Genomic DNA, 21,830 nt, shown 5'->3' with positions numbered 1-21,830 from the left:
TAAAGCGTGAGCTTAACTTTTCGTCATTACAAGACTGTCGGTATCCGCCGATAAGATGGAGGATGGCAACCGGCTCTACGGCGTATTGGGTGAATGGCGATTATGGAATACCAGCTGACTCTCGACTCATTGGAAGCTGTCATCAGCGAAGACACGTTGGAGCTAGGTGCTTTCTTCTACAACGCAGGAAAAGTTGCGCAAGTAGGGAGGTGGATTGAACCAAATATCACTACCGTGCGCGGCAAAGTACTCGGTGCCGACGTCAAAGCCGAGTTTCGATTTACTGATCAGGGCATTTCCTTTGAAGGTTCCTGCACTAAGCACCTGGTAGATACTCGTTGTGCTGAGGTCGCTGCCATGCTGATTGAAGCGGTGTCCGATGATGAAGACCCGTTGTACATTTCAGACGGAGCACCGAGTCCACAAAACTGGCAACGCAACAGCGTTCCACAGTGGGAACGCAACCTTAATCGTTTGTTGCCGTACGTTGATGATGAACCGGAAGTCGTAGAAGAGCCACTGGGCCTAATTCTCAAGATTGTCAGCGAACCACGTTATGGATCGGATGATGTACTGACTTTGCAGGCACGTCCCGCGCGACAGGGAACCAAGAGCCCCTGGATTCAAACCGGGGTCAGTTGGAAATCAGTGGCCTTTGACGCGCGATTCCCCAAAGAACAGCGACGAGCCCTGGTGGAACTGGACCGACTGCGCGAGCACTCGGAAAAGCAGCGGTACGGATACGTTTGGGACGTTAAAGATTGGGTTTCCCTGATGACCCTGTCCGGCAAAGATCTCATCGACGCATTCAAGATGCTTCAAGATGCCGGGGTACAAATCATCAATGGCAACAGTGCTAATAAGGCGACCGTAGAGTTCAGTGCGAAACAAGCAAACGCCTACGTAGATATTCGTCGTGGCAACGAGGGGCTGACGATGGAGGGCTTTGTCGCCGGGCCGGAACCAGAACACGAGTATCTGCTACCTATCGGCAACCCTCCCACTATGGTTGCGTACTCCAACAAGCCGTTGGCCAAAGCCAAAAGCTGGGGTCTGGCCGAATTTGCTGAACCCGTATCAGCTGAGCTGATCCAGTTCATGGCCTCAGGCGTTCAGTTTGTTCCTGATTCCGATGTTGCGCGCTTCGAAGAGAAGCACCTAGAACGTATGCGTCATCTTGCGCCGCTGAAAAGCGCTGACGTGAGCTACTCAATTCCGAAACCTGCTCGTCCCGTGCTGCGTTTGGCTGTCTCCAGCAGCCCAGAAGTTGTTAGCCTTCGGTATTCGTGGAAGTACCCGGCCAAGGCGCCGCGTCAGCGAACCACAGAGAAAGAAATTATCGCATCTATCAAGGACAAATTGGGCGACGATGCTGCGCTGGGTCAGCTGAACTCCAACGGGATTTACGAAGATCAAGACCTGAACCTCAGTCAGTCCATCGACTTCTTGGTCTACACCTTGCCACTGCTTGAAGAGCACCCAGATGTGCTGATTGAGGCAGAGAACCGACTTCCTCAATATCAAATCAACGATGCGCCGGCGAAGGTTGCTGTCGAGGCGGGGGAGAGTACCTCAGACTGGTTCGACCTATCCGTTGAAGTCACCATTGATGATGTCAAGGTGCCTTTCCCACAGTTACTCGCTGCCCTGACCCACCACGAGGATTACCTGGTGTTAGATGACCTGAGTGTCATCCCTATCAGCGGAAACGACTTTGCACAGCTACGTCAGCTGGTCAACGAGGCTGGTGAGCTGGGAACGGTTGACGGCGATACGATTCGAATCCACAAGCTGAGCATCGACTGGTGGCAAGAGCTGGTGGACTTGGGCATCATCGAAGCCCAACACAACCAGTGGTTGCACACTATGAACGAGTTGACCAGTGGTGAGGAACTGAAGACGGTAGAACTGCCGGAGACCTTTAAAGCGAATCTGCGTCCATACCAGGAACAGGGTCTGGCCTGGTTGAACTTCTTGCGCACTCATTCACTCGGGGGCGTACTCGCGGATGACATGGGCCTGGGTAAAACCGTGCAGTTATTGGCCTGCCTGGAGCAGGCTCGCAGTGAAAACCCGGAGCAGAAATTCCTGGTTTTAGCCCCCACCTCAGTGGTGGGCAACTGGATCAATGAAGCTCAGCGGTTTGCACCGCACCTTCGTACTCGGGGGATTAGCTCCACTTCCAAAAAAGCTGGACAGTCCATCGCCGAGCAACTCGGTGACGCGCAGTTGATTGTCACTAGCTATACGATCTTCCGACTTTCCTATGAAGAATTTGAAGCGGCCGGATTCTCCGTGATGATCATGGATGAGGCCCAACAGCTTAAGAACCACACATCCAAGGGCTATAAGCAAGCACGCCAGTTGCCGGTTCCTTGCAAATTTGTGGTGACCGGAACTCCCATGGAAAACAACCTCATGGAATTGTGGGCGCTTGTTTCTTTGGCTGCACCTGGACTATTGGGCGGGCAGAAGGCCTTCAAAGATATATACCAGAAGCAGATCTCGGACGGAGACAAAGAGCGTCTAGACCGGTTGAAAAATCGACTACGTCCCTTTGTGCTTCGCCGTACCAAGGAACAGGTAGTTCCAGAACTTCCTGCCAAGACCGAACAGGTACTGGAAGTTGAATTGGAACCAAACCACCGCAAGGCCTATGACCGCCGCTTCCAACGAGTTCGCCAAGAAGTATTGGGACTGGTGGATGACGTTGATTCCAACAGATTTAAGATTCTGCAGTCCTTGACCTTGCTACGTCAGTTGGCATTGGATCCGTCGCTAGTTGGTGAAGGAGATGGACCCAGCGCCAAGCTTGAACTGCTCAAGGAACTCATGTCTGATGCGGTGGCCGAGGGGCACAAGATTCTGGTCTTCAGTCAGTTCACCAGCTTCTTGACCAAGGCTCGTGATGTTGCCCAGGCACTAGATATCAATCACGGGTATCTTGACGGGTCCACTAGTGGAGCCAAACGCAAAGAAATGATCGATGGATTCAGCAACGGCGAATTCCCGGTCTTCTTCATCTCGCTGAAGTCAGGCGGTTTTGGTATCAACCTCACCGCCGCCGATTACTGCATTCTGCTTGACCCGTGGTGGAATCCTGCCGCTGAGGCTCAAGCCATTGACCGTGCGCATCGCATCGGTCAGGAACGTCCGGTCTATGTTTATCGGTTGGTCGCCAAGGACACTATTGAATCCAAGGTGCTCGCGCTTCAGGCGAAGAAGACTCAGTTATTCAATGACGTCTTGGGAGACGAATCTGAAGCTGGTCAGCAAGCAACGCTCAGCGCCGACGACTTCTTAGCGCTGATGGAATAGTGCAGGCGAAGCCTTAGACAAGTTCTTCGAAGCTGATGTTTAGACGGTGCAGCAGCTTACCAAAGTTCTGCAGATCGGTTTCTTCCCATTCGGTCAACTGCTTGCGCAGTTCCTGTCGAAGAGTGTTCCCGCTGTCGCGCCACTTTTGTCGTGCTTCATCAGTAGCGGAGACTAATTGAGCTCGGCCATCGCTTGGGTCTTGGGTGCGAACTACCAGGGACAAAGCCTCCAGCTGCTGAACCAGGCGGGAGATGGTCGCCTTGTCCAAACGAAGTTTTTCGGCCAAAGCACCTTGCTGTTGGGCATCTTCGCGGATAACTAGCGACAACAGTCGGTAGCCAGGCGCTTGAAGGTCAGGGTGCACGGATTTTGCACGCCGTATGAGCATGTCTCGGGCATGCAAAAGTATGGCGGTGAACTCATCCTCGACCGATTGCAACAGCTTTTCATCTTGCATGGGATCTATTCTATTGAGTCCCTCGCGCGATGTGGAATTTAGTTCTTTCCGGGCCGAGCCTGTCCACTGTAGAGTTCAAGCGGAAACCGCGGTGAACTCGCGGATATTCGAGCAGATTTCCTGTACCCGAGACACAAAAGTTTCGTTTGCATGCCCAGAATAATGGGGAGTTGCAATGACACGTGGGTCAGCTGCGAGCCTTTGGGTGAGCGCAGGAGCCACCGAACCCATGGGGGCATCCCACCAGACATCCAAGGCTGCTCCGGCAATCAACGATTGGTCCAAAGCATCAAGGAGCGACTGAGAATCAATAATGGGGCCGCGCGACACATTGACAAGTAATGCATCTGATCGCATGCGCTTGAACTCAGTCGAGGAAATGAGACCTGTCGTTTCGGCGGTCAGCGGCAAACAGAGAATAACAACATCGCTACACTCAAGAAGCTCTGGCAGATGATCCATAGGCTTGGTCCACAGCAAGTTTTCGTTACTCATCGGGTGGCGGGGGACACTGCGACGCACAGCCACTGACTTGGCGCCCAAAGCGGAGACCGCATCTAGGGCACGAGCCCCAATGCCTCCCAACCCGACAAAACCTATGGTCAGATCCTTAAACGTACGAAACATTGGAACGCTCGCATCGGTAGCCACGCTCCTCCAAGAACCGGCCTTCAGTTCCTCGCTGACTTGAAATAGCCTTCTTTCGTGCGCCATGATCACCATCAGAATATGCTCAGCGATGGATTGTTCGTGGTGCGAGGTTGTGGCGACAGTAGTAGTCGAAGGCAAGCTTGCCAACGCTACACGATCAGTCCCAGAGCCGGTAACGTGCACTAGCCGTGCTTGGCATCGCTGTGCATCTTGTGCTGAAAGCCTGGCACAAACGAGCACTTCCGCGTTGGCGATGTGAGCGGATTGCTCCAAGGGGGAGAATCCAGCAACAAAGTGCCAGTCATATTCGGGGAGCAACCGAGGGAACAGGCGCTCGAATCGACTCATGATTGGATCAGTGACTACTACCTTCAGCCCGGTTACCATCGTGGAGTCTTCAGCTCGAAAGTTGGATCAATGGATTGCATGTAGCCGGTATCGTTTCTCTGCTGAAGCCCACAATCCAAATATTGTTGGTGCATGCGTTCTAGGGCCTGGGTATCTAGCTCCACACCGAGGCCGGGAGCAGTAGGTACCTTGACGCTGCCGTCTCGAATTTCTAGCACTCCGGGAACAATGACGTCGTCTTCCACGAGCTTCCATGGCCAATGAGTGTCGCAAGCGTAATCGATATTCTCTGTTGCTGACGCCAAATGAATCATGGCGGCAAAGCTTATTCCAAGATGCGAATTGGAATGCATCGAGAGGCTGAGGCCAAATGTTTTAGCGATGCCTGCTAGGAGGCTTGAGCGGGAGAGCCCTCCCCAAAAGTGATGATCCGAAAGAACAATGTCAACGGCCTTGGCATCCAACGCAGGCGGTAGATCATCAAAGGAGACAACGCACATGTTCGTAGCGAGAGGTAACGAGATTTCCGAGCGAACTGCCGCGTTATCTGCGATGCTCAAACACGGATCTTCTAGGTATTCTAGGGACGATTCTAGACGGTGTCCGATCTGGATGGCTGTCGGAATGCTCCACACACCATTGGGGTCGAGACGCAGGGGGATGTCGGGGAATTCCTGATGCAGGGCTTCAATCGCGGCTGCCTCTTGCTCAGGGGGGAAAACCCCGCCCTTGAGCTTCAGCGCCTTGAACCCGTACTCATCGACCATCTTTCGAGCCTGCTCGACGATTCCCGACGGGTCTAACGCGACGCCCCACTTATCCTCACCATGGCCTGGGTGTGAGGCCCACTTGTAAAAAAGGTAGCCGCTGAAATCAACCTGTGCTCGTACGGCTCCGCCGAGTAGTGTGCTCACGGGGAGACCAAGGATCTTGCCTTGAATGTCCAGGCAAGCAACGTTGAAGGCTGAGAGAACACGATCGTCTAATGAAGTTGTCGTGACCATGCCTCCGGTTCCATGTCCGCCTTGACCATCGTCTTCTAGCAAAGAGCGTGAGACAAGGCGGGAGACAAGATTCAGATTGAACGGGTCGACACCAATGAGTTCCTCAGCTGCCCGACGCAGGCGAGCCACATGGGCCTCATCGCCGTAGGTTTCACCTAGCCCGTAGTAACCGCTGGCGGTGTGCACCACGACGATGGCGCGCAGGGCAAATGGTTCATGCACACCCACCGAATTCAGTAGCGGAGGGTCAGCGAAAGCGACAGGAGTAACGTCAATTTTTGTCACTGCATGATTGGCTGAAACGATCTGCTGTTCCTGAGGCGTGACATACTGCGTCATTGCATCTGACATGGATAACTCCCTTGGTCGTGTAGGTCTAGAATCACTGTAGAAGCACAGATTGATACCTGTCCAAGCTAACTTTTGCAATCAACGGTTCAAGGAGAGTATTGATGTTTTCGCTCATTCAGCTGGAGTCGTTTGTCGCGGTCGCCGAAGAACTTCACTTCGGTGCTGCAGCCGAACGGTTGAATATGACTCAGCCTCCGCTCAGTCGCCAAATTCAGTTGTTGGAACGAGAACTGTCGGCAAAACTCTTCGTAAGGACCTCACGAAGCGTGCAACTCACAGCGGCTGGAGAAGTTCTCTTGCCCAACGCGCGTCGCCTTCTTGAATTGAGCAGACGCACCAGTGTGGAGGTTTCGCGAGTGTCAACAGGGGACTCGGGAACTGTGGTTGTTGGCTATACCTCCGTGGCAGGTCAGTCGGTCTTGCCCGCACTTTTGTCTACAGCGGCACGTCATCTTCCAGAGGTCACACTGGTTCTGCGTGAGGCGGTATCCATTGATCAACTTGATGCTCTGAGCACCGGAAATATTGACGTGGGCCTTCTGCGCCCGGTAGTCACACGGCCTGGAGTGCAATCGTGTCTGGTGAAAAAGGACCGTTTAGTTGTGGCCCTTCCAGCCGAGCATTATCTCGTGACGGGCAAGGGGGTTCTCATCAAGGAATTGGTAGGTCTTCCATTGATGATGTACTCGACCAACGAAGCTCGATACTTCTATGACTTGGTACTTCGCCTCTTTGATTCTGTCGGAACCAAACCTACGATTACCCAAATAGCCAGCCAGATTCCTGCTCTCATGGCGTTGGTTGCCGCCGGTCTTGGAGTGTCTCTGGTACCAGCTAGCGCGATGGATTTTGCCCCGCCAGGAGTGGTCTTCGAAGAGCTGACAGGTCCAGACGGATTGCAGGATTTGAATCATTCAGACATCTTCATCGCTTGGGAAGAAGGCTCGGTAAATCCAGCGGCGCAACGATTGCGGGATGTCTTCATCGAGACTCTGGAAAACGTCGAAGGCAATCAGATCCCTAGTCTCGAGCACTCAAGTGCCAAGCCATAGAGCATTGAAGAGCTGGCGAGAGACCGTGGAGAGGCTAGTGATTTAGCAAACCTGCAAATGCGAGCATGACAGGAATACCCAAAATGGTGGTGACAAGAACGGTATCTTTGGCAACAGTAATTCCTGCGTTGTAGCGATCCGCATTTACGAAGATATTCTGTGCAGTGGGCAGCGCAGCCATGATGATGGCGATGTATTGACCAGTTGAATCGAGTCTGAATACCCATGCTGCTAACGCCCAGGCCAATAACGGGTGAGCAACAAGTTTGAGAGTTGCAGCTGTCCATACTTCGGCCCGACGCCCGGCAGACTTTTGCAGGGGCCTTGAACCGACCAGAGAGATTCCGAAACCTAAAAGCATGGCCGGGATTGAGGCGCCAGCAAGCAGTTCAACTGGCGTTAGTAGCAGCTGTGGCGGCATCCAATGAAAAATGGAGCATGCCAACCCGGCTGCTGAGGCGACGATCATCGGATTAGACAGCGTACGAATAAAAATACTTCTCACACCGGCTTCTCGGTTGCTGGTGGCCTTCTCCATCAAAGACAGCGACACCGGAGTCATAATGGCCATCTGGAACAGAGCTACGGGTGCCGCCAAAGAAATGTCACCCAACGCGTAGAGCGCAATCGGCAATCCTAGGTTGCCGGCGTTGACCGTGGAAGCAGCCATGGCTCCGATGGTCCGTTCCGCCGCAGAGCGTTTGAAGAACAGTTTCGCCAGTACACGGAACAAGACGAAAATTACGAGGGCAGAGATCCCAGCGATGAAGAGTTGTGACCCCAACGCTTCTTCCGGGTTGGCTCCGGCGATGGTAGTAAAAAGTAGTGCGGGGGAAGCAATGAAAAAGGTGAGCCTGTTCAGGATCATTCGGCCTTCGGAGCCGAAGACGTTCTTCTTACCCGCCCAATAGCCAATAGCGATAATGGCCCAGATTCCGAAAAAGCCTTCAAAGACACCAAACATGTAATTGGTTCGAACTCCTAGCTCAAGAGGAATGTTGCTAGTAATGCTACCGGGATAGATAAGAATGTACTGGCCAAAATGACTTCACGAGGAATTGTTGGCTTCAGTGAGAATTGTTGACTGAAAAGCAGAACATTCTGTGCCGTGGGCAAAGCTGCCATGACCACAACGCCCATGAGCTCAACTGACTTAAGCCCGAAGATCAAGTCTCCTAAGAGCCAAGCAATCAACGGCATGACCACTACTTTGAAGGCGCTAGCCAGGAGAACCTCTGGGCGCCCTTCATTCTCGGAGAGTGGTTTTTGCCCATACAGTGACATTCCAAAAGCCATTAACAACAGCGGGATTGAAGCATTTCCCAGCATGTCTAAGGGAGCATGTATGACCTCTGGAAGTCTGAGATTGAAGAAGGAGAAACCGGCTCCAATTGCGGTGGCCACCGTGACCGGATTGGCTACGGATTTGATGATCGTTGTGCCTAGCGGGAGTTCTTGAGAATCGGGACTGAGCTTGCGGGAGGTCAGTGCGAACATACATAAATAGGCCGGGGCAATGACCAGAAGTTGAGCTATGAGAACTGAAACCGCAGGGGTTGTACTTCCTACCGCGTACAGGGCTAGAGGGATACCGATATTGCCAGCATTGACGTAACTGGTGGACATGGCTGCCGCTGGAAGATTGTGCGCAGGAGTCTTGAACAATACTCGCGAGACCACAGCAAACAGCGCTCCGGTCAGGGCCGCAGTCAACAGCGCAATAGGGGTAAATACACCTAGCACTAACCCGAGGTCTGCGTCAGCCAGCAAGATAAACATCAACGCCGGATTGGTGATGTAAAAAATCAGTGGGGTGAGCCCGGTAGAGATCGCTTGTCTTTTGGCTGGAAGGAATTTGGCAGTAGCGAGACCAACCCCGATCAGTATCAGGACTACTGCGAATCCTTGCATGACGCCTTGCATATACGCTCCCATTGCCGGCTCTGTGTTTCACCCACGAATTCTGGGCACCACCGCGGAAACGGCGGAGACAAGGGTTCTTGTCTCCGCCGTACCGTGAATTTCATTTACTTTGAATCAAAACCTAGCGAACCAATGCGGGGCTCTTAGAATCAAAGCTCCAGCCTGGAATAAGGAATTGCATTGACACTGCATCATCGCGAGAACCCAGATCGTGTTCCAGGTAAAGCTCGTGGGCCTCATCTACACGCTCTCGGTTCAGACTTACGCCTAGACCAGATTTCTGTGGAACCTGAATCTGGCCATCACGAATGAGCAACGGATCTTCGGTAAGACCCTGACCGTCCTGCCAGATCCAGTGAGTATCCAACGCCGTGATTTCTCCGGGCGCGGCGGCACCGACCTGGGTGAACATGGCAAGAGAAATATCGAAGTGGTTGTTCGAGTGAGATCCCCAAGTCAGCCCGAATTCATTGCACAGCTGAGCGACACGTACAGATCCAGACATAGTCCAGAAGTGCGGATCTGCCAGCGGAATATCAACGGCATTGGTGCGCACTGCGTGAGACATTTCGCGCCAGTCGGTGGCAATCATATTGGTGGCAGTCTGCAGGCCGGTGGCCCGACGGAACTCGCTCATGACCTCGCGACCGGAGAACCGACCTTCCGGGCCACATGGGTCCTCGGCATAGGCCACAACACCACGCATGCGCTTACCAAGACGGATGGCATCTTCTAACAGCCAACCGCCATTAGGGTCCAGCGTTATACGTGCTTCGGGGAAGCGTTCCTTGAGCGCGATGACCGCGTCTACTTCTGCGTCACCAGCTTGGACCCCGCCCTTAAGCTTGAAGTCTTTGAAGCCGTAACGCTTCTGTGCAGCCTCGGCCAACCGGACCACAGCTTCTGGCGTCATAGCTTCTTCGCGACGAACCCGTTCCCATTCATCGGCACCGTCTGGTTCACGAAGATACGGAAGATCAGTGGCGTCTGGATTCCCCACATAGAAGAGGTAGCCGAGCATCGGAACAGCGTCACGCTGCTGTCCATCGCCAAGAAGCTCTGCCACAGGGACGCCAAGATGCTGTCCATGAAGATCCAAAAGCGCAGACTCAACAGCAGTCACTGCGTGCACCGTGGTGCGCAAATCAAACGTCTGCGCGCCGCGTCCACCCTTGTCGCGGTCCGCGAACTGGGTGGAAATCTGGCGCAGCAAGGAACGGTATTTGGCTACGGGTGCACCGTTGATGAGCGTTCCGGCTTCTTGGATGGTTGAACGGATTGCTTCACCGCCAGGAACTTCACCCAAACCGGTGCGCCCCTCTGAATCGGTGATGATCACGATATTTCGGGTGAAGAATGGGCTGTGAGCTCCGGAGAGATTCAGCAGCATAGAATCGTGACCGGCCACCGGGATGACCTCGACCGATGCAACAGTCGGATGTGTACTCATTAATTATTCTCCTGCAAGCTTCAGCGTGCCATCCACGCGACGAGTCAGATTCCATGGATTAGCGGTGGCCAATGGTTCTGGCAACAATGCGTCAGGGAAGTTCTGGTAAGCCACTGGACGCAGGAAGCGTTCGATGGCCAAGGTTCCAACTGAGGTGGTATGCGGAGCTGAAGTCGCTGGGAACGGTCCACCGTGCACCATCGCGTGGCCCACTTCAACACCTGTAGGCCAACCGTTGATCAGGATTCGACCCGCTTTGGTCTCAAGCACTGGAAGCGCTTGGGCTGCCAGAGCATGATCCGACTCGTTGAGTTGCAAGGTCGCGGTTAGCTGTCCTTCCAGCTTTGTCAGGGCGCCTACCAGTTCTTCTGAACTGTTGTAGCGGATCACCAGAGATGCGGCTCCAAAGATTTCTTCCTGTAACACTGGGTTGGTCAATAGCTGATCAACACCGGAAGCAAAGATCGCTGGGGCAGGAGCGTTTTCGCTTGTTCCCTCGGAACCACGACCCAAAAGCTCCACGCCATCTTGTGCTTCGAGGGCGGCAACGCTTTCGCTCCAAGAATTGAAGATTCCTTCGGTGAGCATGGTCTGACCGGTGGTGGAAGCCGTGGCAGGAGCGATGGCCTTGACGAACGCGTCTCCAGCCTCGCCGGCCGGAACGAAGACCAGACCAGGAGCGGTACACAGCTGTCCGGAGGAACCGGTGACGGATCCGAGGTACGCCTTGGCGTGGGCTTCTGGATCTTCTGCCAAGGCACCTTCGAAGAAGATCACCGGGTTGATGGCGCTCATTTCGGCATATACCGGAATGGGTTCTGGCCGTGCGGCCGCGGTATTCATCAAAGCGGTACCGCCCGAACGCGAACCGGTGAAACCGACCGCCTTAATCACGGGGTCAGCGACCAGTGCCTGACCGATCGAAGCACCAGGACCGTAAACCAACGAGAAGACACCTGGGTGTAGTCCTGAGTCGGTCACCGCCTTGGTGATGGCACGGCCAACGATTTCGCTGGTACCTGGATGCGCATTGTGAGCTTTGAACACCACAGGGCAACCGGCGGCCAGCGCCGATGCCGTATCGCCACCTGCGGTGGAGAACGCCAGCGGGAAGTTTGAAGCGCCAAAGACCGCCACTGGTCCCAACGGAATCTTGCGTTGGCGGATGTCTACACGCGGAAGTGGGGTGCGATCCGGCAAGGCCGGATCAATGCGCACACCGCGGAAATCGCCCTGACGAACAACCTTTGCGAAGAGTCGCAACTGTCCGGTGGTACGTCCGCGCTCGCCGTTTAGGCGTGCAGCTGGAAGACCGGTTTCGGCCATCGCCCGTTCGACCAGTTCCTCACCGACAGCCTCGATGTTATCGGCAATAGCTTCAAGGAAGGTCGCATGCTTCTCTGGATCAAGGGCGCGGAAAGAACCAAAAGCTTCGGCCGCAGCCGCGGTGGCAACTTTCAGTTGATCGGTATCGATCAGACTGTAGCCCGGTTCCAGCGGCTGGTTGGTGGCTGGGTTATAGCCGTTGACAGTGCGTCCGGTGCCAGCGGTTGGTACACCTGCGAGAATCGACTGCCCGGTGAGTTGCTCGGTCTTGGTAGTCATGGTGCTCCTAACGATTCGTATGTTGGCAGTTCAGTTCTTAGAGTGCGGCGTCAGCAGGAACAACGCCTGCCTTCTGGATCAATGCCGAAAGATCAGCCATATCAGCCTCGGTCAGATCCTGCAGTGGTGGACGCACGGAGCCGGAATCACGGCCGATAGCCTTCAGGCCACCCTTGACGATGGATACGCCGTAGCCCTTGACGCGGTCGCGAATTTCCAAGTATGGAAGGACAAAGCGGTTGAGCTTTTCGTTGATCGCCACGCGATCCTGGGCGCGCACGTCCTTGTAGAAGTCCAATGCGAATTCTGGCACGAAGTTGTACATGGCTGAAGAGTAAGTGCTCATGCCTAGCTGCAGCAGTGGCAGTGCAAAAGTCTCAGCGGTTGGTAGACCACCAAGGTAGAACAGACGGTCACCGTTCTTGGCGTACACCTTGGTGATTTGTTCAATGTCGCCCAGGGCATCCTTGAAACCGATGAAGTTTTCATGGTTATCGGCCAAGCGAGCAACGGTGTCTGCAGTGTAGACAGCGTTGGCACGGTTGTAAACGATCACGCCAGTCTTGGTGGCTTCGCAGACCTTGGAAACGTGCTGGTACAGGCCTTCCTGATCACATTCGGTCAGGTATGGAGGTAGTAGCAGAAGTCCTTCAGCGCCGGCTGCTTCTGCATCTTGCGCATTCTGGATTGCCTGTTTGGTGGAGCCACCGGCAGAAGCCAATACTGGTACGTTGGTGCCCGCTTCTTCGACGGCCATTCGTACTACCTTGGAGGCTTCTTGCGGGGTCAGGGTGAAACCTTCACCGGTGCCGCCCGCGGCAAACAATCCTGCGACGTTGAAGCTTGCCTGCCATGACAAGTGCTTGCGGTAGGCAGCTTCATCAATTTCGAGATTTGCGTCGAAGGCGGTGACTGGGAACGAGAGAAGACCGTCTTTGAGTTTGTTCGCCAGTTCGGTGGGAGTGTACTGAGCCATGAGAGGGATTCCTTTGTTTCGTTTCCCAATGTCCGCAGACTCTAGGAAGCAAGTGAGATGTGAATTGCAATTACTCTCACCCTAGGAACAGTCAGTGATGCCTGTCCAAGCCCATATTTGTATTGTTTGATACCTAGTCGGCATCATTGCCGTGGATGCTACCTCGGACGATAGCGACCAAACGTTCAAGAGCCGGATTTTTTGAGGTGCGGCTCCAAATAGCGTGAAGCTGCACCGGGTCTTCTTTGAGCTCTGGCAGGCGAAGATAACTCACTCCCGAAACTCCGAGCAGCTTGGCGCTTTCAGGGACAAAGGCAATTCCGCGACCCGCCGAGACCAAAGCAATCATGGTCAGGATCTGACTTACCGTATGCCTTACGTTCTTGTGTTCAATATCGATAAGGCGAACCACGAGGTCATAGAAGTAGCGAGCCTTAGTTGGTGAATGCATGATCAATGGTTCATCACGAAGGTCCTCGAAAGTGACATCCCGTTTGAGCTGGGCCAGAGGATGACTCGTGGGCACCGCGGCAACTAACCCTTCCGAGAATAGGAGGGCCGACTCGAATAGTGCTTCGTCAAATGGTGGGCGCGCTAAACCGAGATCTAAATCTCCGTCCAGAAGTGCATCGACTTGTTCGCTGGTTACCATCTCGGCGAGTTCCACATGGACCTTTGGCATCTGCTCAGAGATTTCGCCAAGCATGGGTCCCAGGAGGCTGAATCCGGAGGCTGCGGTAAATCCAATACGAAGTTCGCCTAGCTGACCGGCGGCGATTCGGCGCGCGTTATCTGGCGCGCGGTCGGCCGCAATGACTAATCGTCTAGCGTCCTGCAAGAAGGCTTGACCGGCTGCGGTCAGTGATACTCGGCGATTATCGCGCTCGAGTAGTTCCACGCCTACTGTTCGTTCTAGCTTCTGAATTTGCCGGCTCAGCGGTGGCTGGGTCATGTTCAATCTCTCGGCCGCGCGGCCGAAATGTAGCTCCTCCGCCACCGCAACAAAACTTCTGGCCTGATCCAGAGTAAACATTCAATACCTTTCGGGAATCATTCCATGCACATTCAACCTTGGACATGCATCACTTCCAGTTTCTACGCTATACCCGAGACCAACAAGGTGACTTACCTCACGCAAGGGGTAGTGATCTGGTCTTGCACACTCGAGCCCGCAGGAGAAAAACATGAAAAATCGTATGACCCGCCGCGCACTATTCGCACTCACCGCCGCTGGTACGGCACTGGCGCTGACCGCTTGTGGCGGAAATGTTGGAGGAGGCAGTGCCGAATCAGGCAAGTTCCCTTCTGGCCCGGTGACCATGACTGTGGGGCAGGCACCAGGTGGTTCGACGGATTTGATTGCTCGTGCGGCTGCTGAAGGGATGGCTGACTCTTTGGGGGTTTCGATGCCAGTAGTGAATAAGCCTGGTGCCAACGGCGCATTGGCAACCAAAGAAGTTGCAGCCATGAAGGCTGACGGTCAAAACCTGGTCTTGCTCAACGCCTCGCTGATCACCATCACTCCGCTGGCAGTTTCTGAAGAAGAGACTGTTTCGCTTGATGACCTTGACGTGCTGATGGGGCTGTCCCAGGACGACTACGTCATGGTTGCCAGCAAGTCTTCCGGGCTCAAGACTGTGGAAGACATCAAGAAGAGCGACAAGAAGCTGTCCTTTGGCACCACCGGCGTGGGAACCGGTTCGCAGCTAGCGCAGGAACTATTGCTCGCTCAGGCTGACATTGACGGCACCACCGTTCCCTTCGATTCCGGATCACCAGCACTGACCGCAGTCATGGGTGACCAAGTTCAGGTCTCCACTATTCAGCTTGGTGAAGCAAAGCCGCAGATCGACGCCGGCGCAGTGGTTCCGATCGTTGTCTTCTCCAAGGAACGCAATGAGTTCTTGCCTGAGGTTCCTACCGCTATCGAAGCCGGTTACGAAGTTCCGGTATCGCAGTATCGTGCCATCGCCGCGCCTAAGGGCTTGAGTGATGAGGCAAAGGACAAGCTGGTTGAATCCATCAAGGAAGCAACTAAGGCCGATAGCTACAAGAGCTTCAATGAAAAGAACCTGCTGACCACTCACGAAATCAGTGGTGAAGAAGTAGTTTCCGAATGGACCGAGTTAGCTTCGACCTACAAGAAGCTCACCGAAGAGCATGGGATCTCTCTGGCTGGCAACTAGCTAGCAAAGCTCGATAACCGACTCGAAAGAGAGAATCCCAGGATGAAACTTATGGATGCGAAACACGCGCGGCATGATTCAACAGAGAAATCTTTGACCTCTGAACTGACGCCAGAACCGCAAGAAGCAGAAGCGCTAACGCCGGAAGAACTTGCCGCACAGTGGGAAGCCGAGGCAGCCGAACCAGCAGGCCCGATAGCCAACCTGTTATCGTCCTTGGTTGTCCTGGGATTGAGCATTGCGGGCATGGCACTCTCAGTCGGTCTGGGGCTGGGAACTCCCTCGGCCCCAGCGGCTGGAATGTGGCCTTTTGTTATCTCGTTGATTGCCGCCGTCATGGCAGTCGCTCAGATCATAGTTGGCCGCGCCGGTGGCAGAGACGGCGAAAAATTCAGCGCCCTGAGCTGGTACGCAGCCATTGGGTTTGCAACGCTGATCCTGATGGTCGTTTTGATGCCAATTATCGGATTCGAAATCCCATCATTGCTGCTGTGCTTCGTTTGGATGCGTTGGCTAGGTGGGGAGCGTTGGAGGTCAGCGACAATCTATTCAATTCTGATTGTCGCGGCATTCTACGCAATCTTCATTGCAGCCTTGGGCACAACGATCCCTCGACTCTTCTAAGCACGTAAAGGCTGAACCGCATGGAATTTTTCGGACCGGTCTTAGACGGATTTAACGTCGTCTTGGACCCCACAAACCTCTTGTACTGTCTGCTGGGCGTTGTCGTCGGGATGCTCATTGGTGTGCTCCCAGGACTTGGGCCAGCAGCTACTATCGCCATCTTGCTACCCATGACCTATGGCGTTGAGCCAGTGACAGCCATCATCATGCTCGCAGGTATTTTCTATGGCGCGCAGTATGGCGGAACTATTACCTCGGTGCTCTTGCGGCTTCCGGGCGAAGCTAGCTCGGTCGTGACCGTCTTTGACGGCTACGTCATGGCGAAGCAAGGAAGAGCCGGAGCTGCTCTGGGTATTGCAGCGATTGGCTCATTCTTCGGAGCAACAATCTCGATTATCGGGTTGACCTTCCTAGCTCCCTTGGTGGCCAGCTTTGCGCTGGATTTTGGACCTCCTGAATACACCGCATTAGCGATGCTCGGCATCCTACTGGTTGCCACGATTTCAGGTGGCACAAAAATCAAAGCCATCATTGCCGCGGCCGTTGGCCTGTTCCTGGCCACCATTGGCCGCGACGGGTTCACCGGTGCTGAGCGTTTTACTTTCGGCAATCTCTCGCTGGCTGACGGAATTGATTTTGTCCCCATCGCGATGGGACTGTTCGGCCTTGGAGAAATCCTCTACAACTTGGAGGAGCGTCATCGTGCAGCTAACGCCCCGGTGAAGGTCTCGAAAGTCTGGCCTCAGCGCAAAGACATCAAGGAAGCTTCCGGAGCCATCGGACGTGGATCGGTACTGGGCTTCTTCCTGGGCATTTTGCCCGGTGGCGGTGCGACCATTGCGTCCTTGGCGTCATATGCCATGGAGAAAAAGACGGCAAAGGATCCTTCTCGTTTCGGTAAGGGCGCTATTGAAGGCGTGGCTGGGCCTGAATCGGCAAACAATGCCGCCGCGACAAGTTCGTTCATTCCGCTATTGACCCTGGGTATCCCAGCCAACGCGACGATGGCCATCATTTTTGGAGCACTGCTGATTCAAGGGATCACCCCGGGCCCGCAGCTGATCAACGACAATCCTCAGCTGTTCTGGGGCGTGGTGAACTCCATGTATATCGGCAACATTCTCCTGCTGATCATGTCCATTCCGTTGATCGGTGTGTTCGTGAAAATCCTTCGAGTTCGTGCAGCAATCCTGGCTCCAATTACGGCCCTGATCACCATGCTCGGTGCCTACACCATCCGAAACTCAATGTTTGATGTACTGCTGGTTGTACTGTTCGGCGCCATCGGTTACCTCATGAAAAAGTTTGGATTTGAACCGGGCCCGTTGGTTCTAGCCTTCGTGCTGGGAAGCCTGCTGGAATCGAACCTACGTAGGTCGTTGCTCGTTCTTGAAGGAGATCCGACTGGATTCTTCACTCGCCCGATTTCGGCAACACTGCTGGTTCTGTTCATATTTGTTGCTGTGTGGCCAGTGATCAAGAGCGGTATTGAAAAGCGAAAGGCCGGCTCACTGGCCAGCACTATTGCCTCAGAAAAAGAAAAGGAAAACGCATGAGCATCATCGTCGGATACGTTCCATCGAACGTAGGTGAGGCCGCAGTCGCAGCGGCAATACAGGAAGCTAAGCTGCGTGACGAGCAATTGCTCATCGTCAATTCTTCTCGTGAAGGCTCGCTCGTAGACAAGAACACAGCTTCAGAAGAGGATCTCGCTCGGGTCCTTGACACGGCAGTAAAGGCGGGAGTGAGTGCTCAAGTCATCGAATCAACCTATCGAGATGACTTGACCGAAGAGTTCTTGGGACTGGCCGATAAGCATGAGGTCTCGTTGATTGTGATTGGGCTGCGCCAGCGATCACAAGTCGGTAAATTCATCATGGGCTCACAAGCTCAGCGCATCTTGCTGCAAGCCGAGCACCCAGTCTTGGCGGTCAAAGCTCCATAGAGAGTTCTGAACACCTAAGAATGGCGTCTTCTGCAGGCCGTGAAATCTTCTTGAAAAGAGATTTCACGGCCTGCTTTTTGCTGCCCAGAAATAGCTAGCGAACAACGTAAAAACAGGATTAAATTTCCGTGATGCTCGTCACAAGGAGAGTGGAATTTTTCGGTTTTCGAAGCGCGGATGAGTAGCGTGCGGAAGCGCGGATCTGGCTTGTTTTAGGGGTTTTGCGGCGGCATCAGCTTCACCTCACAGGTTGCCGATGCTACCTAGGTATCAATAGATGCGGTTCGAGTCTTGGACGGACTGATGTGAAGTCACTAACGTGATTGATGGCACAAGGGAGTATGCGCCAGTTCACTTGAGAAGAGCTGTTGACGCCCCCCGATTGATGCCCACTTATTCTTTCCCCTGACCGCACTCCAGATTGGAGCCACTATGCCATTGCTCATCGTTGCGCTGGCTGTCGTCGTGCTTCTGATCCTCATGATGAGGTTCAAGCTCAACGGCTTTATTTCGCTAATTCTTGTTGCCACACTTGTCGCTTTTTGGGCGGTGGCAACCGACTCGCTGACCATAGATGGTGAGGCGGCGGGGATTGCGGACATCCCGGAGATCATTGCTGACGGGTTGGGCGGACAGCTAGGTGGAACCGCCATTGTCATCGGTTTAGGAGCGATGATTGGGCGCGTTATGGGTGATGCCGGCGCGGCACAGCGCATCGCTAAGAAAATTCTTGCAGTATTCGGTGAACGAGGCGTTCAGTGGGCTATGGTCATCTCGGCCATGCTCATCGGTGTCACCATGTTCTACGAGGTTGCTTTTGTTATTTTGGTTCCCGTCGCTTTTACTCTGGTGCGAGCCACCAAGGTAAACCTGCTGTGGGTCGGTCTGCCGATGTCCATCTCGCTATCCACGATGCATTCCTTCCTGCCTCCGCATCCTGGCCCAACAGCCGTAGCAGGGCTCTACAACGCATCGGTTGGTCTGACACTGGCCTACGGCCTGTTGATCGCCGTTCCGGTTGGCATTGCCATCGCAATGACCTGGCCACGACTGTCCTTTGTTCGCAAGATGAACCCACAAATGCCTTCTGGGCTTTTGGCCGAAAAGGAATTCAAAGACGAAGAGCTTCCGTCAACGGCAATGTCCTTCATCGTGGCTCTACTGCCGATCTTGCTGATCGCCGGTTCAGAAGTCGCACGTATGACGATGACACTCAGTGACACTGCTGACCATATTCTGGAACTACTTGGTTCAGCGGAGATAGCACTTCTTATCGCCCTGATCGTGGCAATTATCGCGTTCGGTCCAATGAGCAATCGAAGCATGAATCAGGTCGCCAAATCCATGAGTGAGGCGGCCCGAGCTATGGCAATGATCTTGCTGGTTATTGGGGCAGGTGGCGCGTTCAAGGAAGTTTTGGTCTCGGCTGGGATCGCTGATTACATCGCAGAAACTACTTCGGGATGGGATCTTAGCCCGTTGGTCCTGGCATGGCTGATCGCCGTGATTCTGCGCATCGCTTTGGGTTCTGCGACGGTAGCCGTATCTACCGCGGCCGGTATTGCCGCCCCTCTGGTTGCAGCCACTGGAGCTTCGCCTGAGTTGATGGTCTTGGCTACCGCCTGTGGTTCCATCGCCTTTAGCCACGTCAATGACCCAGGCTTCTGGATGTTCAAAGAGTACTTCAACCTCAACGTTGGTCAAGCAATAGCAGTGCGCACTACCTATACCACCACGCTGGCGGTTCTAGGATTGCTTGGAGTCTTATTGTTGAGCACGTTCATCTCCTAGTGCACAAAAATACACTGTGCCCGTACGGATCATTCCGTACGGGCACAGTGCATTTAATAAGGAGACGACTAGGCCTCAGCTTGTAGCCGAGCCATCGAATTGCTCAAGTGAATCCGCATGGCTGCCGAGGCTAATTGCGGGTTGGCCGATGCGATGGCCTGATGAATTGCCCGGTGTTCTGCAGCCACTGAATCAAGGCGCGTGCTGTCAATTGACTCACTGGAGTCCAGGCGGCGACGAGGCATGGCGATCATCGCGGGGCCGAAATTCTGAACGGCCTGAATGAAGTACGAGTTGCCAGTCGCGCGCGCTACGGCCAGGTGAAACTCGTAGTCACAGCGCATACTTACCGAAGCATTTCCCAAGGACGCTTCAAAACCTTGAAGTGCAGCGTCCATAGAGGCCAAATCTTGCTCAGACGATTTCAGGGCCGCGTTGGCAGCCGCCTCAGTCTCGAAGCCCAAACGGAATTCGATGAGGCGACGACGCTCCTCCAAAGTGCGTGGGATCAATGACTGCGACTCGGTGGGAGTCTCTGGGGGAGGAGTTAAGGCAAAGCTGCCGGCACCCCTGCGGGTGTAGATCAGTCCCTCGGCCTGCAGGCGAGTAATCGCTTCGCGAACAACAGTTCGTGAGACACCGTGGGAAGCAATCAGAGTATTCTCGCTGGGAAGTTTTTCGCCAGCGGCAATGTCACCGGAACTGATGCGTTCTCGCAGGTCTTCTACCAATGAAGAAGCCAGGTTGGGTTTCATGCTCTGCATCCTTATAGCATAAGCGCCGGTACCCGCCACAAACGGGTACCGGCGCTCTAATCAATAGTCGTTATGGGCGTCCGAATTCCACGGTGTCCGTGGTCCACGCACGGGCCTGATCACTGAAAGTGAAGCCCAGACCTGGACGGTCTGGAACGATCATGCGACCGTCTTTGGTCTCAAGGCGTTCGTTGAACAATGGATCCAACCAGTCGAAGTGCTCGACCCATGGTTCGCGTGGGTAGGTTGCAGCGAGGTGAAGATGGATTTCCATAGCGAAGTGAGGTGCCAGATCCAGACCTGCCTGGTCAGCTAGGGTTGCCAAGCGCAGGAACTGGGTGATGCCACCTACGCGAGGCGCATCTGGCTGAATGATGTCGCAAGCGCGAGCTGCAATCAGACGTTCGTGTTCAGCAACGGAAGCAAGCATTTCACCGGTGGCGATTGGGGTGTCCAGCGCAGCGGCCAAAGCCGCGTGGCCTTCTGCATCGTAGGCATCTAGTGGTTCTTCGATCCAGACCAGATCGAACTGTTCCAACTTGCGACCCATACGTAGTGCGGTGGCGCGATCCCACTGCTGGTTGGCATCCACCATGAGTGGGAAGTCGTTGCCGATGTGCTCGCGAACTGCTGAAACGCGACGGAGATCTTCGGCGCTATCTGGCAGACCAACTTTGATCTTGATGCCGCCAATGCCTTCTTCGATGGACTGGCTGGCGCGTTCTTTGACCTCTTCGATGGAGGCGTTCAAGAATCCGCCGGAGGTGTTGTAGGTGCGGACCGAGTCGCGGTGGGAGCCCAAGAACTTGGCCAAAGGCAGGCCAGCGCGCTTGGACTTGAGGTCATAGAGAGCAATGTCCAATGCTGCCAACGCCTGCGTTGCAACACCTGAACGGCCAACTGATGCGCCAGCCCAAAGCAGCTTGGTGTAGAGCTTTGCGATGTCGTTGGGGTCTTCGCCGATCATGGTTTCGGCGACTTCCTTGGCGTGCGCATACTGTGCTGGACCGCCGGCGCGCTTGGAGTAGGAGAAGCCCATACCTTCAAAGCCCTGCTCGGTGGTGATCTCGGCAAAGAGGAACACTACTTCGGTCATTGGCTTCTGACGGCCAGTGAAAACTTTGGCGTCTGAGATGGGGGTGGCCAGCGGTAGGCGTGCCGTGGAGAGCTTGACGTGACGGATTACATCGGGGGTGTATGTCATGAGATTCATGCTCCTGAAACTGGGGGAGGAAATAACTTCTGAACTTATCGTACAAGTTAGAAAGTTGTCGCACAAGTGATTTTTGAAGGCAAAAATTGTCAATGACAGTGCTGTTTGACGTGAAGGTTTCGCGCCTGTAGCCCATCCGAATTTGCGGATGGGCTACAGCGTGCGTGGCTGAGGTTTCTTA

General features: G+C 54.3%; 18 protein-coding genes. 7 read left to right on the top strand and 11 right to left on the bottom strand.

The window, feature by feature from the left end:
* Positions 1–93 precede the first annotated feature (93 nt).
* Positions 94–3,318, top strand: a complete 3,225-nt coding sequence (locus FJV47_RS10270; RefSeq protein ID WP_159612596.1) for a DEAD/DEAH box helicase — start codon at positions 94–96, stop codon at positions 3,316–3,318.
* A 13-nt stretch (positions 3,319–3,331) separates the two neighbouring features.
* Here the strand turns inward: FJV47_RS10270 and FJV47_RS10265 are convergent, their stop codons facing one another.
* From FJV47_RS10265 to FJV47_RS10255, 3 genes are all read right to left on the bottom strand, one after another.
* Positions 3,332–3,775 (bottom strand): MarR family winged helix-turn-helix transcriptional regulator, encoded by a 444-nt coding sequence (locus FJV47_RS10265; RefSeq protein ID WP_159612594.1) that lies wholly within the window; start codon positions 3,773–3,775, stop codon positions 3,332–3,334.
* 75 nt (positions 3,776–3,850) lie between these two features.
* Positions 3,851–4,774, bottom strand: a complete 924-nt coding sequence (locus tag FJV47_RS10260; protein WP_159612592.1) for an NAD(P)-dependent oxidoreductase — start codon at positions 4,772–4,774, stop codon at positions 3,851–3,853.
* A gap of 32 nt (positions 4,775–4,806) precedes the next feature.
* Positions 4,807–6,129 (bottom strand): enolase C-terminal domain-like protein, encoded by a 1,323-nt coding sequence (locus tag FJV47_RS10255; RefSeq protein ID WP_235026413.1) that lies wholly within the window; start codon positions 6,127–6,129, stop codon positions 4,807–4,809.
* A gap of 101 nt (positions 6,130–6,230) precedes the next feature.
* On the opposite strand from FJV47_RS10255, the gene FJV47_RS10250 reads away from it, so the two are divergent.
* The gene (locus FJV47_RS10250) at positions 6,231–7,181 is read left to right on the top strand and encodes a LysR family transcriptional regulator (RefSeq protein ID WP_159612590.1); all 951 of its coding nucleotides are present in this window, start codon (positions 6,231–6,233) and stop codon (positions 7,179–7,181) included.
* 34 nt (positions 7,182–7,215) lie between these two features.
* Here FJV47_RS10250 and FJV47_RS10245 read toward each other — a convergent pair whose 3' ends face one another.
* The 6 genes from FJV47_RS10245 to FJV47_RS10220 form a co-directional block, all read right to left on the bottom strand.
* Positions 7,216–8,145 (bottom strand): AEC family transporter, encoded by a 930-nt coding sequence (locus tag FJV47_RS10245; protein ID WP_159612588.1) that lies wholly within the window; start codon positions 8,143–8,145, stop codon positions 7,216–7,218.
* Between the two features lie 17 nt (positions 8,146–8,162).
* Positions 8,163–9,092 carry an AEC family transporter gene (locus tag FJV47_RS10240; protein ID WP_235026412.1) on the bottom strand — a complete coding sequence of 310 codons (930 nt, stop codon included), beginning with the start codon at positions 9,090–9,092 and terminating at the stop codon, positions 8,163–8,165.
* A gap of 133 nt (positions 9,093–9,225) precedes the next feature.
* Complete coding sequence (locus FJV47_RS10235) at positions 9,226–10,554, bottom strand: enolase C-terminal domain-like protein (protein WP_159612584.1); 1,329 nt, start codon at positions 10,552–10,554, stop codon at positions 9,226–9,228.
* A 3-nt stretch (positions 10,555–10,557) separates the two neighbouring features.
* Positions 10,558–12,159 (bottom strand): aldehyde dehydrogenase (NADP(+)), encoded by a 1,602-nt coding sequence (locus FJV47_RS10230; RefSeq protein ID WP_159612582.1) that lies wholly within the window; start codon positions 12,157–12,159, stop codon positions 10,558–10,560.
* Between the two features lie 37 nt (positions 12,160–12,196).
* Entirely contained in the window at positions 12,197–13,135 is a 939-nt protein-coding gene (kdgD, locus tag FJV47_RS10225; protein WP_159612580.1) for a 5-dehydro-4-deoxyglucarate dehydratase, read from the bottom strand.
* A gap of 133 nt (positions 13,136–13,268) precedes the next feature.
* Positions 13,269–14,168, bottom strand: coding sequence for a LysR family transcriptional regulator (locus FJV47_RS10220; RefSeq protein WP_159612578.1), 900 nt, complete (start codon positions 14,166–14,168; stop codon positions 13,269–13,271).
* Between the two features lie 151 nt (positions 14,169–14,319).
* On the opposite strand from FJV47_RS10220, the gene FJV47_RS10215 reads away from it, so the two are divergent.
* The 5 genes from FJV47_RS10215 to FJV47_RS10195 all read left to right on the top strand — a co-directional run bounded on the left by FJV47_RS10215 (position 14,320) and on the right by FJV47_RS10195 (position 19,681).
* Positions 14,320–15,321, top strand: coding sequence for a tripartite tricarboxylate transporter substrate binding protein (locus FJV47_RS10215; RefSeq protein ID WP_159612576.1), 1,002 nt, complete (start codon positions 14,320–14,322; stop codon positions 15,319–15,321).
* Between the two features lie 42 nt (positions 15,322–15,363).
* Positions 15,364–15,945 (top strand): tripartite tricarboxylate transporter TctB family protein, encoded by a 582-nt coding sequence (locus tag FJV47_RS10210; protein WP_235026411.1) that lies wholly within the window; start codon positions 15,364–15,366, stop codon positions 15,943–15,945.
* A 20-nt stretch (positions 15,946–15,965) separates the two neighbouring features.
* On the top strand, positions 15,966–17,501 hold the full coding sequence (locus tag FJV47_RS10205) for a tripartite tricarboxylate transporter permease (protein ID WP_159612574.1): 1,536 nt from the start codon (positions 15,966–15,968) through the stop codon (positions 17,499–17,501).
* Positions 17,498–17,890: a universal stress protein gene (locus tag FJV47_RS10200; RefSeq protein WP_159612572.1), complete on the top strand. Its 393-nt coding sequence runs from the start codon at positions 17,498–17,500 to the stop codon at positions 17,888–17,890. Before FJV47_RS10205 ends, FJV47_RS10200 begins: the two co-directional genes overlap by 4 nt.
* 432 nt (positions 17,891–18,322) lie before the next feature.
* Entirely contained in the window at positions 18,323–19,681 is a 1,359-nt protein-coding gene (locus tag FJV47_RS10195; RefSeq protein ID WP_159612570.1) for a gluconate:H+ symporter, read from the top strand.
* Between the two features lie 68 nt (positions 19,682–19,749).
* On the opposite strand, the gene FJV47_RS10190 is transcribed toward FJV47_RS10195, so the two are convergent.
* Complete coding sequence (locus FJV47_RS10190; protein WP_159612568.1) at positions 19,750–20,436, bottom strand: FadR/GntR family transcriptional regulator; 687 nt, start codon at positions 20,434–20,436, stop codon at positions 19,750–19,752.
* Between the two features lie 70 nt (positions 20,437–20,506).
* Positions 20,507–21,640, bottom strand: a complete 1,134-nt coding sequence (locus FJV47_RS10185) for a mandelate racemase/muconate lactonizing enzyme family protein (RefSeq protein WP_159612566.1) — start codon at positions 21,638–21,640, stop codon at positions 20,507–20,509.
* Positions 21,641–21,830 lie beyond the last annotated feature (190 nt).

It is taken from the genome of Glutamicibacter sp. JC586 (assembly GCF_009805585.1).
In the GTDB taxonomy this organism is placed as follows: Bacteria; Actinomycetota; Actinomycetes; order Actinomycetales; family Micrococcaceae; genus Glutamicibacter.
Note: the sequence above shows the minus strand (reverse complement) of the source record. Positions and strands in the feature narration are given on the sequence as shown.